Genomic DNA, 13,752 nt, shown 5'->3' with positions numbered 1-13,752 from the left:
TTACCGGCCGGTGATGTGCTCCGGCCGTACCGGCACCCTGGTCAGTGCCAGGCCCGTGGCGTCGCGGATGGCCGCGACGATCGCGGGCGTGGAGGAGAGCGTGGGTGGCTCTCCCGCCCCGCGCAGCCCGTACGGCGCGCGCGGGTCGGCGTTCTCGAGGATCTCCAGCCGCATCGGCGGCATGTCCTGGATGGTGGGGATGAGGTAGTCGGTGAACGACGGGTTGCGCACCACGCCGTCGCGCACCACGATCTCCTCCATCACCGCCAGGCCAAGCCCCTGCGCGCTGCCGCCGTGGATCTGGCCCTCCAGCGAGAGCCTGTTGATGATCCGCCCGACGTCCTGCACCGCCGCGAGCTCGACGACCTTCACCAGGCCGAGCTCGACGTCCACGTCCACGACCGCACGGTGGACGCACAGGGCGAGCTGGGTGTGCGAGTCGCCCTGCCCGCTCTCCTTGTCCATGCCGGTGGTCGGCTCGTGGTGGTACTCCCTCGTCTCCTCGATGACGTCGTCGCCGAGGACCTCCTCGATCGAGGCGATCACGCCCGCGGAGGCAGAGACGATCTTGCCGCCGGCGAGCGCGAGGTCGTCGTGGTCGAGGCGCTCGAACAGCCGCTCCCTGACGGCCTCGCAGGCCGCCTTGACCGCGCCTCCCGTCATGTACGTCTGACGGGAGGCCGAGCTCGACCCCGCGTCTCCCACCTGGTTGTCGGCGGGGTGGATGACCACGCGCTCGATGCCCAGCTCGGTGCGAGCGATCTGGGCCTCGACGGTCACCAGCCCCTGGCCGACCTCGGCCGCCGCGGTGTGGACCAGCGCGGTGGCCTCTCCCCCGATGACCTCCAGGCTGACCCTGGCGGTGGAGTAGTCGTCGTACCCCTCGGAGAAGCAGATGTTCTTCAGCCCCACGCCGTAGCCGACACCTCGCCTGACGCCCTCGCCGTGCGTGGTCTGCGACGCGCCACCGGGCAGGTTCCTGATGTCGGTGGCGTCGAGTGGGGCGGGAAGCGGCAGCGTGCGGGCCTGCTCCAGCATCTCGGCCATCGGCAGCGGGGCCCACAGCACCTGGCCCGTCGCGAGCCTGGTGCCCTGGGAGGCGGCGTTGATCTGGCGGATCTCCACCGGGTCGATCCCGCAGGCGGCGGCCAGCTTGTCCATCATCGACTCGTAGGCGAAGCACGCCTGCACCGCGCCGAAGCCGCGCATCGCGCCGCACGGCGGGTTGTTGGTGTAGACGCCGTAGGCGTCGATGCTGACGTTGGGGATCTCGTAGGGTCCGACGCCGAGCGAGGCGGCGTTGCCGACCACGTTGAGCGTCGCGGAGGTGTAGGCGCCGCCGTCGAGCAGGATCTCGACGTCGGCGTAGAGGATCTCGCCGGTGCTCAGCGCGCCGTACTCGTAGCGCATCTCGGCGGGGTGCCTGTGCACGTGGCCGAAGAACGACTCGCGCCGGTCGTAGACCATCTTGACCGGCCTGCCCGTGCGCATGGCCAGCATCGCCGCGTGGATCTGCATCGACAGGTCCTCGCGCCCGCCGAAGGCGCCGCCGACGCCCGACAGCGTCATCCTGATCTTCTCCTCGGTCAGCCCGAGGCAGGGACCGATCTGCTTGAGGTCGTTGTGCATCCACTGGGTGGCGACGTAGAGGTCCACGCCGCCGTCCTCGGCCGGTACGGCCAACCCCGACTCCGGGCCGAGGAAGGCCTGGTCCTGGATGCCGACCTCGAAGGTGCCGCTGACCACGACCTCGGCCAGCCGCCTGGCCGCCTCGACGTCCCCCACGCGGACGGGCTGGTGCCTGGCCGGATTCGGCCGCTCCTGCACCTGCGGGTAGGAGGGGTCGAAGGCGGCGCGGCGGGCGTCGGTCAGGGGCTCGAGCACCTCCCACTCGATCGCGATCCTCGCCAGCGCCCTGCGGGCCGTCTCCGGGTGGTCGGCGGCGACCAGCGCGATCGGCTCGCCCTGGTGGCGGACCTCGCCGATGGCCAGCACCGGCTGATCCCATGTGTGGTCGAGCCCGTAGTGCCTGCGTCCTGGCACGTCCTCGTGGGTCAGGACGGCGTGCACGCCCGGCTGGGCGAGCGCCTCGGTGGTGTCGATGGAGACGATGCGCGCCCTGGGGTGTGGGCTGCGCAGCGTGGCGCCCCACAGCATGCCGTCGATCCACAGGTCGGAGGCGTAGGCGAACTCCCCCGTCACCTTCAGGGTGCCGTCGGGCCGCGGCGGGCTGTCGCCCACCCCTCCGACTCCTGGCGCCGTGATGACCTCGGGTGTCCCCCTCATGAGTGAACCTCCTTCGCCGCGCTGAATCCCCGGTCCGCCGCCCTGCGCAGCAGACGGTCGCGGGCGCGCGCGCCCGCCCTGCCCACGGCGTCCTGCGACACCGTGCGCAGCTCGTCGTCCTCGACGACCGTCTCGCCGCCGACCAGCAGCCTGGCCAGCGGCGGCTGCCTGGTGCCGAACACCAGCTGGCACACCGGGTCGGCGACGGCCGAGCCGAAGGCTCCGTCCACCCGCCACAACGCGAGGTCGGCCAGCTTGCCCGGCTCGATCGAGCCGAGCTCCTCCTGCCTGCCGAGGTTGCGCGCCCCGCCGAGCGTGGCGATCTCCAGCGCCTGCCTGGCGGTGAGCGCGGTGGGGCCGTAGCGGGCGCGCTGGAACAGCAGCGCCTGCCGCATCTCGCCGGCCATCGTGGTGAGCTCGGAGGAGGCGTTGCCGTCGACGCCGAGCCCGACGTTGGCGCCGCGCTCCAGCATCTCCGACACCCTGGCGATGCCGGCGCCCAGCCGCCCGTTGGAGGAGGGGCAGTGCGCCGAGCCCGTGCCGGTGGCCGCGAACTTCGCGATGTCGCCGTCGCTCAGGTGCACGGCGTGCGCGAACCACACGTCGGGCCCTAGCCAGCCGAGCTTCTCCATGTAGTCGACGGGCCGCATGCCGAACTGCTCGACGCAGTGCTCGTTCTCGTCCAGAGTCTCGGCCAGGTGGGTGTGCAGGCGCACGTTCTCCGCCCTGGCCAGCGCGGCGGCCTCGGTCATGAGCTCGGCGCTCACCGAGAACGGCGAGCACGGCGCGACCGCGACGCGCAGCTTGGAGGAGAAGGAGGGGTCGTGGTAGGCGCGGATGGCCTCGTGGGTGGCGGTGAGGATCTCCTCCAGCGGCTCTACCACCACGTCAGGCGGCAGCCCGCCCTGCGACTCGCCCCTGTCCATCGACCCGCGCGCGGGGTGGAACCTGAGGCCGATCTCGCGGGCCGCCTCGATCTCGGCGGCGAACAGGTCGCCGCGGCCCTTCGGGAAGACGTAGTGGTGGTCGGAGGAGGTCGTGCAGCCCGACAGGGCCAGCCAGCCGAGCCCTGCCGAGGCCGCGCCGTGCACCACCTCGGCGTCCATCGCCGCCCACACCTCGTAGAGCGACACCAGCCACTCGAACAGCGTGGCGTCCTGGGCCAGGCCCTGGGAGGCCCACTGGTAGAGGTGGTGGTGGGTGTTGACCAGTCCTGGCGTGGCCAGGCAGCCGGTGCCGTCGATCCTGTCGCCGCCGCCCTCGGGCGCGGGCCCCGCTCCCAGCGAGACGATCCGGTCCCCTTCGATCCGGATGTATCCGGAGTCGATCTCGGGGCCCACGACCGGAGCGATGTGGACGTTCTCGATGATCACTTCAGGGCCGCCTTGCGGGTGGCCGCCAGCCGTACGGCGTCGAGGATCTTCTCGTAACCGGTGCACCGGCACAGGTTGCCCGCAAGCGCCTCACGGATCTCCACGTCGGAGGGGTGCTCGTTGCGCTGGATGAGGTCGTGCGCCTGCACGATCAGACCGGGCGTGCAGAACCCGCACTGCACGGCGCCCGCCTCGACGAAGGCCTCCTGCACGGGGTCGAGCCGCTCGCCGTCGGCCAGTCCCTCGACCGTGCGGACCTCGCGTCCCTCGACCTGGCCCGCCGCCACCAGGCACGAGCAGACCGGCGTGCCGTCCAGGTAGACCGTGCAGGAGCCGCACTCGCCCTGCTCGCAGGCGTTCTTCGAGCCCGGCAGGCCCACCCGCTCGCGCAGCACGTACAGCAGGCTCTCGCCCTCCCACACGTCGTCGACGGCCTCGCTCCTGCCGTTGACGGTGAAGTTGACCCGCATCACGCGGCCCTCGCCTTCCTGTAGTCGTTCCAGGCCCAGGTCAGGGTCCTGCGGGCCATGACCGCGAGCGCGTGCCTGCGGTAGTCGGCCGTGCCGCGCACGTCGTCGATCGGCGAGGCCGCCTGCGCGCACAGCTCCCCGAACCGTTTCAGAACCGCGGGGTCGAGCCGCGCGTCCCAGTCGAGCTCGGCGGCCATGAACGCCTCGGCCTCCAGCGCCCTGCGCGGCGTGGGGGCGGCGGAGCCGATCCCTGTGCCGACCCTGCGCTCGGACGGATGCAGCGCGACCGCGAACGAGCACACGGCGATCACCATCGCGTTGCGGGTGCCGACCTTGGAGAAGTACTGCGGGCCCTCGGCGGGCTTCATGCGGAAGGCCCTGATCAGCTCGTCGGGCTCCAGCGCGCTGCGCTTCACGCCCAGGTAGAAGTCGGCGGCGGGGATCAGCCGCACGCCCCTGTCCCGCGACTCCACCTCGATGACCGCGTCACCGGCCAGCAGCGGCGGGTGGCTGTCGCCTGCGGGCGAGGCCGCGCCGAGGTTGCCGCCCACCGAGGCGCGGTTGCGGATCTGCGGCGAGCCGACCGTCCTCGACGCCTGGGCGAGGCCGGGCAGCGCGCCGCCGAGCTCCTCGATGACCCGCACGTACGGCACGCCCGCCCCGACCCGCTGCACCCCGTCGACCAGTTCCACGTCGTGAAGCTCGCGCACCTGGTTGAGGTCGAGCAGCGCGACGGGCCTGCGTACGTCGAAGTTGATCTCCACCATCACGTCGGTGCCGCCCTGGATGGGCACCGCCTCGGGCTGGTCCGCCTTGGCGGCCAGCGCCTCCTCCCACGTCGTGGGCCGAAGAAAGTCCATCGTCACTCCCAAGCGAACGCCGCGTCGGGCGCGTCCTCGCGCAGCACACTGCCCTCGATCAGGCCGTAGGGCCGGTCGGCGGCGTAGAAGACCTCGTTGTCGTTGTCCAGGCCGAACGGTTCCAGATCCACCAGGAAGTGGTGCTTGTTCGGCATCCGCATGCGAACCTCGCACACCTCGGGCCTGCTCTCCAGCACCCGTGTGCCCATGGCGTAGAGCGTCTGCTGCAGCGACAGGCTGTAGGTGCCCGCGAAGGCGTCGAGCAGGCTCTGGCGCACCTCGGCGTACGACTTGCCGAAGTCGGCCTCCGGCGAGGCGTGCCTCCAGTGGGCGGTCACGGCCGTGGCCAGGATGCGGTCGGTGGTGGGCCTGAGCGTCGTGTACTCGTCGACGATGTAGCCGTGGAACTCCGAGTCGGTGGAGTTGAGCACGACCAGGTCCTTCAGGCCCGAGACCACGCTGGTCCGCCCGTCGCGGTCGTGGTGGACCACGCAGGTGCGCACCTCCCTGCCACCGCGCACGAAGGAGTGCCCGCCGCCGATGCGCTCCCAGCCGTACTCGTCGATCTCCACCCTCGCGTGGTGGATCGTGGGCTGGGACCGCACGAAGTGCCTGGCCAGCAGGAGCGCGAAGTCCTCGATCTGGTCGACGCCGTGCTTGCGCGCGAAGGCGTAGGCGGTGTTCTTCTGGGTGTCGGTCGGCAGCACGGCGGCGTTGCTCCCCGTGAGGTGGACCGCCGCCATCTCGCCCGACAGGGAGCTGCTGACGTTGATGTCCTTGAGGTGGTGGACCCCGCCGTCCCGCACGACGCGGACGAGTCTCGTCTCCGCCTTGCCGTAGCGGTTGGGTCCGAGGATGACTGACATCTAGCTCCCTCTGTAGGTGGAGTAGGCGAACGGGCTGAGCAGCAGGGGAACGTGGTAGTGCTCGGCCGGGTCGGCGACGGTGAAGGTGATGACGACCTCGGGATAGAAGGTCTGCTCCAGGTAGGCGCCGGTGTCGAAGACCACTCTGTGCACGCCCGCGCCCGGGTTCCAGCCCTTGATCCTGCCGTCGTCGTCGGTACGGCCCTGCGCCACGACCTGTCCCTCGTGCTCAAGCCGTACCGCGACTCCCGCGGCGGGCCTGCCGGTGACCGCGTCCAGCACGTGCGTCGAGAAGCTCATATCCTCGCCAGCCTCAGTTTCGTGATCTTGGCCAGTTCGTCGCGCACCACCGCGCGCTCGGTGGCCTCGTCGTGGTCCAGGCGCTCCTTCAGCCGGGCGAGCATCTCCTCGCCCGACAGCCCGGTGGCGCAGATCAGGTAGACGTGGCCGAAGCGCTGCTCGTAGACGCGGTTGCCCTCGGCCAGCTCCGCGCGCACGTGGTCCTCCACGCCCGACTGCTCCTGCCTGCTCCACTCCGACTCGCGTCCTGCGCCCGCGGCGCGCTCCCCGATCCTCGGGTGGGCGGCCAGCGCCTCCTCGACGTCGGGCCAGGCCAGGGCGCGCACCGCGGCCTCGGCCGCCGCGCCCAGCTCGGCCTGCCCCGCGTACGGCCTGCCCGCCGCCACCTCGCGGGCGAAGGCGCGGGAGGCGCAACAGGCCAGCAGCTCCTTCTCCGCCTCTTCGGGGCTGAGGGCGTTGAGGTTCACCATGTCATGAGTACACACAGCGCTGATGTCCCCGGTCCAGCAGCAAGAACTCCGAAGTGGGAGGGGGGTTGGCCAGGTCTTTTCGTGTCAACCTCCAATGCTCGGGCTGTTCGCACTTCGGTTACCCTCCGAGTGCATGCGACTCAACGCGTTGGCGGGCATGCCGGAGCTGGGGCTGTCGGTCGTCACCGGGCACGACGAGCTCGAGCGGACGGTCCGGTGGGTCGTCACCACCGACCTGCTCGATCCCGGCCGCTACCTCACCGGCGGCGAGCTCGTCCTGACCGGGCTGATCTGGCGGCGCTCGGCCGACGACAGCGAGACCTTCGTCAGAGCGCTGGCCAGGGCGGGGGTGTCGGGGCTCGGCGCCTGCGAGGCGCGCAGCGGCGACCTGCCGCCCGACCTGGTCGAGGCCTGCCGCAGGCACCGGGTGCCGCTGTTCCACGTGCCGCCCGAGCTGTCGTTCGCCGAGGTCACCGAGCACATCGTGCGGCACCTGTCGACGGCTCGCGCCTCCGACGTGACCGCCGTGCTCGACCGGCACCGCCAGCTCGTCGCGGGCGCGGGGCTCGATCCTGTGCTGGAGATGATCGGACGCGACCTCGGCATGCGCTGCTGGGTGCTCACGCCCTCGGGCCGCCTGGTGTCGGGCTCCAGCCCGCTCGACCCCGGCACGGCCACCGCCCTGGCCACGACCTTCCTGACCGCCAGGCGGCTGCCGTGCACGCGTGCGGGCTACTCGGTCTTCCCCGTGGACGAGCAGACCACCTCCAGGGTGGCCGACTGGTTCGTCGCCTTCGAGGGCCGCTACTCCGACTGGCCGGAGGAGCGGCGCGCGCTGGCGGGCGAGCTCGCGGCCGTGGCCGCGGTCGAGCGCGTACGGCTCGACGACAGGCTCAGCCCCGAGGGGCGCATCGCCCAGGAGCTCGTCCGCCTGGTCGTCACCGAGGGCAAGGCCAGCGACATCCTGCCCAGGCTGGAGGTCACGGGCCTGGCGGGAGCGCCCGGCTACGTCGCGCTCGCCGCCGCGGCCCACGGCGCCCTGCGCCCCGCCGAGCTGCGCAGCGTCATCAAGGAGCTCCTGCAGGGGCCGGCCGCCCCCGCCGTGGGGGTCGTCGACGACGAGGCGATCGCCCTGGTGCCCGCCGACGACAGCGACCTGACCGCCCGGGTGCGCGCCGCCGTCCAGCACCTGTCCCCCGCGCTCACCGACACCCGCCTGACCGTCGGCGTCAGCGGCGCGGCGCCCGTCGAGGGGCTGCGCGGCGCGGTCGAGGAGGCGCGCTTCGCCAGGCGCCTGGCCGAGGGCAGGCCGGGCCAGGGCGCGGTGGTCGGCCACGAGGAGCTGGCCACGCACGTGCTGCTGCTGGCCTCGGTGCCCGACGACGTGCGGCACGTCTTCAAGGTGCGCCTGCTCGACCCGCTGCGCTCCTACGACCAGGTGCACAAGGCCGACCTGGTCCGCACCCTGGAGGCCTTCCTGCAGTGTTCGGGGTCGTGGACGAAGTGCTCGGAGCTGCTCCACGTCCACGTCAACACCCTGCGCTACCGCATCCAGCGCATCCAGGACCTCACGGGCAGGGACCTGTCGCGGCTGGAGGACAGGGTGGACTTCTTCCTGGCGCTGCGCCTGGGCTGAGGGGCCTGTGATATATGTAAAGAAACCTTACTATTGGGAGCGTCCGTTGCCGCACCGCCGCCTTGCCGCGCTCATGACGGCCTCCGCCCTCGCCACCTCGTGCGCCCCCTCCTCCCCCGATTCGGACGGCCCCGCCCTGGTGCCTGTTCCCGCCTCGCTGCGCGTGACGGAGGGCTCCTTCACCCTGGCCTCGGACGCCAGGATCGGCGTGCGCTCGGCCGAGGGCGCGCCGGTGGCCGAGGAACTGGCCAGGCTGCTGCGCCGCTCCACCGGCTACGCGCTGCCCGTCGTGCGCGAGCCCGCGGAGATCACCCTGGAGGTCTCCGGCGACCAGGAGCTCGGCCGCGAGGGCTACACCCTCGACGTCACCCCCGGCGGCGTACGGCTGGCGGCGGGCACCGCCGAAGGCGTCTTCCGCGGGGTGCAGACGCTGCGCCAGCTCCTGCCCGCCGCGATCGAGAGCCCCGCGCCGCAGCCGGGCCCGTGGACCATCGGCGGGGTGAGCATCGAGGACAGGCCGCGCTTCTCCTACCGTGGCGTGATGCTCGACGTGGCGCGCCACTTCTTCACCGTCGAGCAGGTCAAGCGCTACATCGACCTGGCCGCCTCCTACAAGGTCAACGTGCTGCACCTGCACCTGACCGACGACCAGGGCTGGCGCATCGAGATCAGGAGCTGGCCCGAGCTGGCGGGCGACGACTCCTACACCCAGGACGACTACCGCGAGATCGTCCGCTACGCCGCCGAGCGCTTCGTCACCGTGGTGCCCGAGATCGACACCCCTGGCCACACCAACGCCGCGCTCGCCGCCTACGCCGAGCTGAACTGCGACGGGGTGGCGCGCGAGCCGTACGAGGGGACCGAGGTGGGGTTCAGCTCCCTGTGCGTGGACAAGGAGGTCACCTACCGCTTCCTCGACGACGTGGTGCGGGAGGTGGCCGCGCTCACGCCCGGGCCGTACCTCAACCTGGGCGGGGACGAGGCGCACAGCACCGACCCAGAGGACTACGAGAAGTTCGTCGCCCGCGCCCAGCAGATCGTCGACACCCATGGCAAGCGGCTCATGGGCTGGGCGGAGATCACCTCAGGCTCGGTCGCCCAGCACTGGAACCCCCGCGAGCCCGACCGCGCCCGCGCCGCCGTGGCGCGCGGGGCCAAGCTCGTCATGTCGCCCGCCGACCACGCCTACCTCGACATGAAGTACACCGACTCCACCGAGTACGGCCTGGACTGGGCCGGCCTGGTCGAGGTCAGCGACAGCTACGAGTGGGACCCGGCCACCGTCGTCGAGGGCGTCGGCGAGCAGGACATCCTCGGCGTCGAGGCCCCGCTGTGGACGGAGACGCTGGCGACCTCGGACGCGCTGGAGTTCATGGCCTATCCGCGCCTGCCCGGTATCGCCGAGATCGGCTGGTCGCCCGCCGCCGCCCGCTCGTGGGAGGGCTACAGGGCCAGGCTCGCCGCCCACGGTCCTCGATGGAGCGCGCGCTCGGTGACCTTCTACCGCTCGCCGGAGATCCCGTGGAAGTGAGGCGCCGAACTCCCTGGTGAACGGCCCTCCCGCGCCGGAAGGCCCCACCCCGGGGGCATCCGGCGCGGACTGTCGGTCCATCGGCCTACACTGGCGGCATCATGAGCCCTACCTCTCTCATCGGCGGACACGTCTCCGTCACCGGCGGCCTGGCGACGGGCGGCCTGAAGTACATGGCCGAGATCGGCGCCGAGATGGCGCAGGTCTTCGTCACCAACCCCAGGGGCTGGGCACTGGCCGCGGGCAGGCCCGAAGAGGACGCCAAGCTCGCCGAGTCGGGCGTCGTCTCCTTCATCCACACGCCCTACCTGGTGAACTTCGGCTCGCCCAACCCCGAGACGCTCGCCAACTCGATCGCCATCACGCGCCACACGCTGCTGCGCGGAGTGGCCACCGGCAGCAAGGGCGTGGTCGTCCACACCGGCTCCGCCGTCAGCCAGTCCCGCGACGACGCCCTCCGCCAGTTGCACGAGCATCTGCTCCCCCTGTTGGAGGAGATCCCCGACGACGGCCCCGACCTGCTGCTCGAGCCGATGGCGGGGCAGGGCGCGATGCTGTGCGCCACCGTCCAGGACCTCGAGCCCTACCTGGCCGCCCTCGACTGGCACCCCAAGGCCGGCGTCTGCCTCGACACCTGCCACGCCTTCGCCGCCGGCCACGACCTCGCCTCGCCCGACGGGGTGCGCGAGACCTTCGACGCGCTGCACGCCATCGCCCCCGGGCGGCTGAAGCTCGTGCACGCCAACGACTCCAAGGACGTGTGCGGGTCCAAGAAGGACAGGCACGAGAACATCGGCGCGGGTCACATCGGGGCGCAGCCGTTCGGTGAGCTGATGCGGCACCCGGCCGTGGCGGGCGTGCCGATCTGCATCGAGACCCCCGGCAAGGCCGAGCAGAACAGGGCCGACATCGAGCTGCTGAAGAAGCTGCGCGACAGCTGAGCCGCCGCTACCGGTCAGAGGGCCTGGCGGCGGCCCGGTGGCGGCCGCCCCGGCTGTCGGCCGCCCTGTTGGCCACGACGTAGACGCATCCCGTGACAGGAGACGCAAAGGGGCGCCGCTCGCGCGATCCGGCCGCCCCCGTAGGGCCGGATCGCGGTCCAGCTCGCGGCCACAGCGGGCGCCCCTTCACGTCGTCGGTGGGCGGGCCCTACCCCCCGGTAAAGGGCCCGACCACCGTTCGGTGACCAGATGGTCACCGGAGGATCCGCGCATCAGGCCTGTGAGCCTGGCGGCTCGTCCCCCCCGATGCGACGGAGTGGCTCTCCGATGCGGAAACACTACGGTTGCGATCTTGGACGTGAAACCCCGTTGACGAACAGCTCGCCGAACGGTCAGTAGTCATCGCTATACGGAGCGTGTTCAAACTATGAGCGGTCGTCCACGGGCGACGAGCGGTCTTCCGAGGGGCTCGCGAGATCGTCGGGCAGGTGCATCATGGCCATCATCCGATCCACCTCCAAGGGCACCCGACCTGGCGTGAGCAGAGAAATCACCACCATCACCGCGAAGGAGAGCGGGACGGCGAACGGGGCGGGATACTGCGACACGACCCCTACTTTCACGCCCACCAGATCGCCCGCGACGAGCGCGACCGTCAGGCCGCCTCCCACGGCGAAGCCGGCCGCGACGCCCGCCGAGGTGAGCCGGCGCCACCAGATGCCGAGCAGCAGCAGCGGGCAGAAGGTGGCCGCCGACAGGCTGAACCCGAGCAGCACCAGCAGCACGGAGCTGCCCGCCGTGGTGAGCGAGGTCAGCGTCAGCGCCGCCCCCGCCGTCGCCGCCAGGGCGATCCTGAAGGACGCCACGCTCGGCCGCGTCACGCAGGCCGACACCGCGCCTCCGACGGCCGCCAGCACCCCGCAGGAGGTCGCGAGGAAGGCGGCGAAGGCCCCGGCGGCCAGCAGCCCCGTCAGCACGTCGCCTGCCGGGCCCGGCAGCATCTTTCCCGGCAGCAGGAGCACGACCTGGTCCTCGTGCGCGCCGGGCACGTGCACGCGGCCCAGGATCCCGTACAGCGGCGGCAGTAGGAAGAACAGGCCGAGCAGGACCTGGCTGGCCACGATCGAGTGGCGCGCGCTGCGCCCGTCGGGGTTGGTGTAGACACGCACGACGATGTGCGGCAGCCCCATCGTGCCGAGCGCGCACGCCAGCAGCACGGTCAGCACGCCGGGCAGCGACGGGTCGCCCGCTCCCGCGAGGCTGGCGCCCGCGGCGGGCGCGGCGGCCCCCGCCACCTCCGGCGGCCCGCCGACGGCCCCGTACCGCCACGCGTACCACAGCACGAGCCCGACCCCGGCGAAGACGATGAGCTTGAGCCAGTACTGCACCGCCTGCACGCTCGTCACGCTGCACATGCCGCCGGCGAGGGCGACCACCACGGAGACGAGCGACACGGTCAGCCAGCCGGTCCACGGCGGCAGCCCGGTGAGCAGGTGGAGCACCACCCCCGCCGCGTGCAACTGCGAGACGAGGTAGAGCAGCCCGATCGCCAGGACGTGGCAGGTCGCGTAGCGCCGCAGGGCGGCCGAGCCGAGCCTCCACTGCGCGAAGTCGGGCAGCGTGTAGGTGCCCGAGCGGCGCAGCGGCGCCACCACGAGCGCCAGGATCACGACATACCCGGCGGCCGATCCCACCGGATACCACAGCATCGGCGCACCGTGCGTGGCGATCAGCCCCGCCAGGCCCAGGCAGGCCGCGGCCGAGGTGAACTCCGAGCTGATCGCCGCGCCGTTCCACCACGGCCGCACCGCCCTGGCCGCCACGTAGAACTCGGCCACCGTGACGTACCGGCGGGGCCTGACCGTGCCGACCGTCACGGCGAGGATGATCACGAAGGCGATGCCCGCGGCGGACGCGCCGACGGTGGCGTTCACGGCCGGCGTTCCGCGCGTTCCGCCCGTCTCAGCTGGATCACGGCCAGCGCCACCCACACCGGCTGGAGCGCCAGCGTCACCCACAGCCAGTCGCCGGGGGCGGTCAGCAGCGGCAGCCCCACGAGCAGGGCCACCACCATCGCGACCGTGGACAGCGCGATCCTGGCCTGCCTGGCCATGAGCCTGCGGGTCTCGTCCGCGTCGTCGGCGTCGTCGTCGACGTCGAGGCCCAACGCCCTGGCCGCCCGGTGGACGGCGACGGGCCTCCTGGTCACGACCACCCGCCTGCCGTTCACGCGAACGCCTTGAACTGGCGCACCAGCTGCTCCCTTACCTGTCTGGTGTGGCGGCGGCTGACCGGCAGCGTCTCGGTGCCGACGGTGAGCAGCACCCTGCCGCCGTCGAAGCGCAGCTCGCTGACGTGGCGGGCCGAGACCAGCGTGCTGCGGTGCACGCGGATGAAGCCCGCGCTCGACCAGCGCCGCTCCAGCGCGGCCAGCGACATGCGCACGAGGTAGCTGCCGTCGACGGTGTGCAGGCGGACGTAGTCGCCCTTGGCCTCGGCGAACCAGACCGCCTGCTGCGGCACGAACCTGGTGACCCCGCCCAGCTCCACCGGGATGACGTCGTCGGGGCCCTGCTCACCCGTCGGCGTGGTCACGGCGCTGAGCCTGCGCACCGCCTCGGCCAGCCGTTCGGCGCGCACCGGCTTGAGAAGGTAGTCGACCGCCTGGAGGTCGAAGGCCTGCACCGCGCAGTCGTCGTGCGCGGTCACGAACACCAGCTTCGGCGGGCTGGGGAAGCCGCCGATCAGCCTGGCCAGGTCGAGACCGTCGAGACCTGGCATGCGGATGTCGAGGAAGACGCCGTCGAGGCGCTCTCCCGCGCCGATCATCTGGACCATGTCCTGCAGGGCCGAGACGCCGTCGGAGGCGGTCGCCACGTGCTCGACCCTGGTGTCCTGGCGGAGCAGGTAGGCCAGCTCCTCCAAGGCGGGCACCTCGTCGTCGACAGCCAGAACGCGTAGCATCCCCCCACGCTGCCTCATGACGCCCCAGGTCACAAGCGACACGCCAGCAGACAGT

General features: G+C 71.8%; 13 protein-coding genes. 3 read left to right on the top strand and 10 right to left on the bottom strand.

The features are described 5' to 3' along the window. The 7 genes from FHR33_RS39145 to uraD are packed head-to-tail and all read right to left on the bottom strand — an operon-like array spanning window position 1 to window position 6,625. Window positions 1-2,286: a xanthine dehydrogenase family protein molybdopterin-binding subunit gene (locus tag FHR33_RS39145; protein ID WP_183658886.1), complete on the bottom strand. Its 2,286-nt coding sequence runs from the start codon at window positions 2,284-2,286 to the stop codon at window positions 1-3. Continuing rightward, a complete protein-coding gene (locus tag FHR33_RS39140) occupies window positions 2,283-3,653 on the bottom strand; it encodes an 8-oxoguanine deaminase (protein ID WP_312896030.1) in 1,371 nt (456 codons plus the stop codon). The genes FHR33_RS39145 and FHR33_RS39140 overlap by 4 nt, the downstream gene beginning before the upstream one ends. A gap of 2 nt (window positions 3,654-3,655) precedes the next feature. Beyond that, window positions 3,656-4,129: a (2Fe-2S)-binding protein gene (locus FHR33_RS39135; RefSeq protein WP_183660558.1), complete on the bottom strand. Its 474-nt coding sequence runs from the start codon at window positions 4,127-4,129 to the stop codon at window positions 3,656-3,658. Then, window positions 4,129-4,989: an FAD binding domain-containing protein gene (locus tag FHR33_RS39130; protein WP_183658884.1), complete on the bottom strand. Its 861-nt coding sequence runs from the start codon at window positions 4,987-4,989 to the stop codon at window positions 4,129-4,131. Before FHR33_RS39130 ends, FHR33_RS39135 begins: the two co-directional genes overlap by 1 nt. 2 nt (window positions 4,990-4,991) lie before the next feature. After that, a complete protein-coding gene (gene pucL / locus FHR33_RS39125; RefSeq protein ID WP_183658883.1) occupies window positions 4,992-5,855 on the bottom strand; it encodes a factor-independent urate hydroxylase in 864 nt (287 codons plus the stop codon). Further along, the gene (gene uraH, locus FHR33_RS39120) at window positions 5,856-6,155 is read right to left on the bottom strand and encodes a hydroxyisourate hydrolase (protein ID WP_183658881.1); all 300 of its coding nucleotides are present in this window, start codon (window positions 6,153-6,155) and stop codon (window positions 5,856-5,858) included. Beyond that, window positions 6,152-6,625: a 2-oxo-4-hydroxy-4-carboxy-5-ureidoimidazoline decarboxylase gene (uraD, locus tag FHR33_RS39115; RefSeq protein WP_183658879.1), complete on the bottom strand. Its 474-nt coding sequence runs from the start codon at window positions 6,623-6,625 to the stop codon at window positions 6,152-6,154. Before uraD ends, uraH begins: the two co-directional genes overlap by 4 nt. Window positions 6,626-6,758: 133 nt before the next feature. Between uraD and FHR33_RS39110 the strand changes: the two genes are divergently transcribed. The 3 genes from FHR33_RS39110 (at window position 6,759) to FHR33_RS39100 (ending at window position 10,733) form a co-directional block, all read left to right on the top strand. Then, on the top strand, window positions 6,759-8,261 hold the full coding sequence (locus tag FHR33_RS39110) for a PucR family transcriptional regulator (protein ID WP_183658877.1): 1,503 nt from the start codon (window positions 6,759-6,761) through the stop codon (window positions 8,259-8,261). Window positions 8,262-8,307: 46 nt separating this feature from the next. Continuing rightward, window positions 8,308-9,792, top strand: coding sequence for a beta-N-acetylhexosaminidase (locus tag FHR33_RS39105; RefSeq protein ID WP_221241425.1), 1,485 nt, complete (start codon window positions 8,308-8,310; stop codon window positions 9,790-9,792). 101 nt (window positions 9,793-9,893) lie between these two features. Further along, window positions 9,894-10,733, top strand: a complete 840-nt coding sequence (locus tag FHR33_RS39100) for a deoxyribonuclease IV (RefSeq protein WP_183658875.1) — start codon at window positions 9,894-9,896, stop codon at window positions 10,731-10,733. A 425-nt stretch (window positions 10,734-11,158) separates the two neighbouring features. Here the strand turns inward: FHR33_RS39100 and FHR33_RS39095 are convergent, their stop codons facing one another. Genes FHR33_RS39095 through FHR33_RS39085 form a run of 3 tightly spaced genes read right to left on the bottom strand, consistent with a single transcriptional unit; the run spans window position 11,159 to window position 13,697 of the window. Next, window positions 11,159-12,667, bottom strand: a complete 1,509-nt coding sequence (locus FHR33_RS39095; protein ID WP_183658873.1) for a sodium:solute symporter family transporter — start codon at window positions 12,665-12,667, stop codon at window positions 11,159-11,161. Continuing rightward, complete coding sequence (locus tag FHR33_RS39090; protein ID WP_183658871.1) at window positions 12,664-12,963, bottom strand: hypothetical protein; 300 nt, start codon at window positions 12,961-12,963, stop codon at window positions 12,664-12,666. The genes FHR33_RS39095 and FHR33_RS39090 overlap by 4 nt, the downstream gene beginning before the upstream one ends. After that, on the bottom strand, window positions 12,960-13,697 hold the full coding sequence (locus FHR33_RS39085; protein WP_183658869.1) for a LytR/AlgR family response regulator transcription factor: 738 nt from the start codon (window positions 13,695-13,697) through the stop codon (window positions 12,960-12,962). Before FHR33_RS39085 ends, FHR33_RS39090 begins: the two co-directional genes overlap by 4 nt. Window positions 13,698-13,752: the final 55 nt, after the last annotated feature.

The organism is Nonomuraea dietziae, from assembly GCF_014195505.1.
In the GTDB taxonomy this organism is placed as follows: domain Bacteria; phylum Actinomycetota; class Actinomycetes; order Streptosporangiales; family Streptosporangiaceae; genus Nonomuraea; species Nonomuraea roseola.
Note: the sequence above shows the minus strand (reverse complement) of the source record. Positions and strands in the feature narration are given on the sequence as shown.

Bases quoted from the DNA above. Each gene is read 5' to 3' on its own strand.
- uraH (WP_183658881.1), bottom strand. From the start codon at position 6,155: ATGAGCTTCTCGACGCACGTGCTGGACGCGGTCACCGGCAGGCCCGCC.
- pucL (WP_183658883.1), bottom strand. From the start codon at position 5,855: ATGTCAGTCATCCTCGGACCCAACCGCTACGGCAAGGCGGAGACGAGA.
- FHR33_RS39100 (WP_183658875.1), top strand. From the start codon at position 9,894: ATGAGCCCTACCTCTCTCATCGGCGGACACGTCTCCGTCACCGGCGGC.
- uraD (WP_183658879.1), bottom strand. From the start codon at position 6,625: ATGGTGAACCTCAACGCCCTCAGCCCCGAAGAGGCGGAGAAGGAGCTG.
- FHR33_RS39130 (WP_183658884.1), bottom strand. From the start codon at position 4,989: ATGGACTTTCTTCGGCCCACGACGTGGGAGGAGGCGCTGGCCGCCAAG.
- FHR33_RS39135 (WP_183660558.1), bottom strand. From the start codon at position 4,129: ATGCGGGTCAACTTCACCGTCAACGGCAGGAGCGAGGCCGTCGACGAC.
- FHR33_RS39110 (WP_183658877.1), top strand. From the start codon at position 6,759: ATGCGACTCAACGCGTTGGCGGGCATGCCGGAGCTGGGGCTGTCGGTC.
- FHR33_RS39085 (WP_183658869.1), bottom strand. From the start codon at position 13,697: ATGCTACGCGTTCTGGCTGTCGACGACGAGGTGCCCGCCTTGGAGGAG.
- FHR33_RS39145 (WP_183658886.1), bottom strand. From the start codon at position 2,286: ATGAGGGGGACACCCGAGGTCATCACGGCGCCAGGAGTCGGAGGGGTG.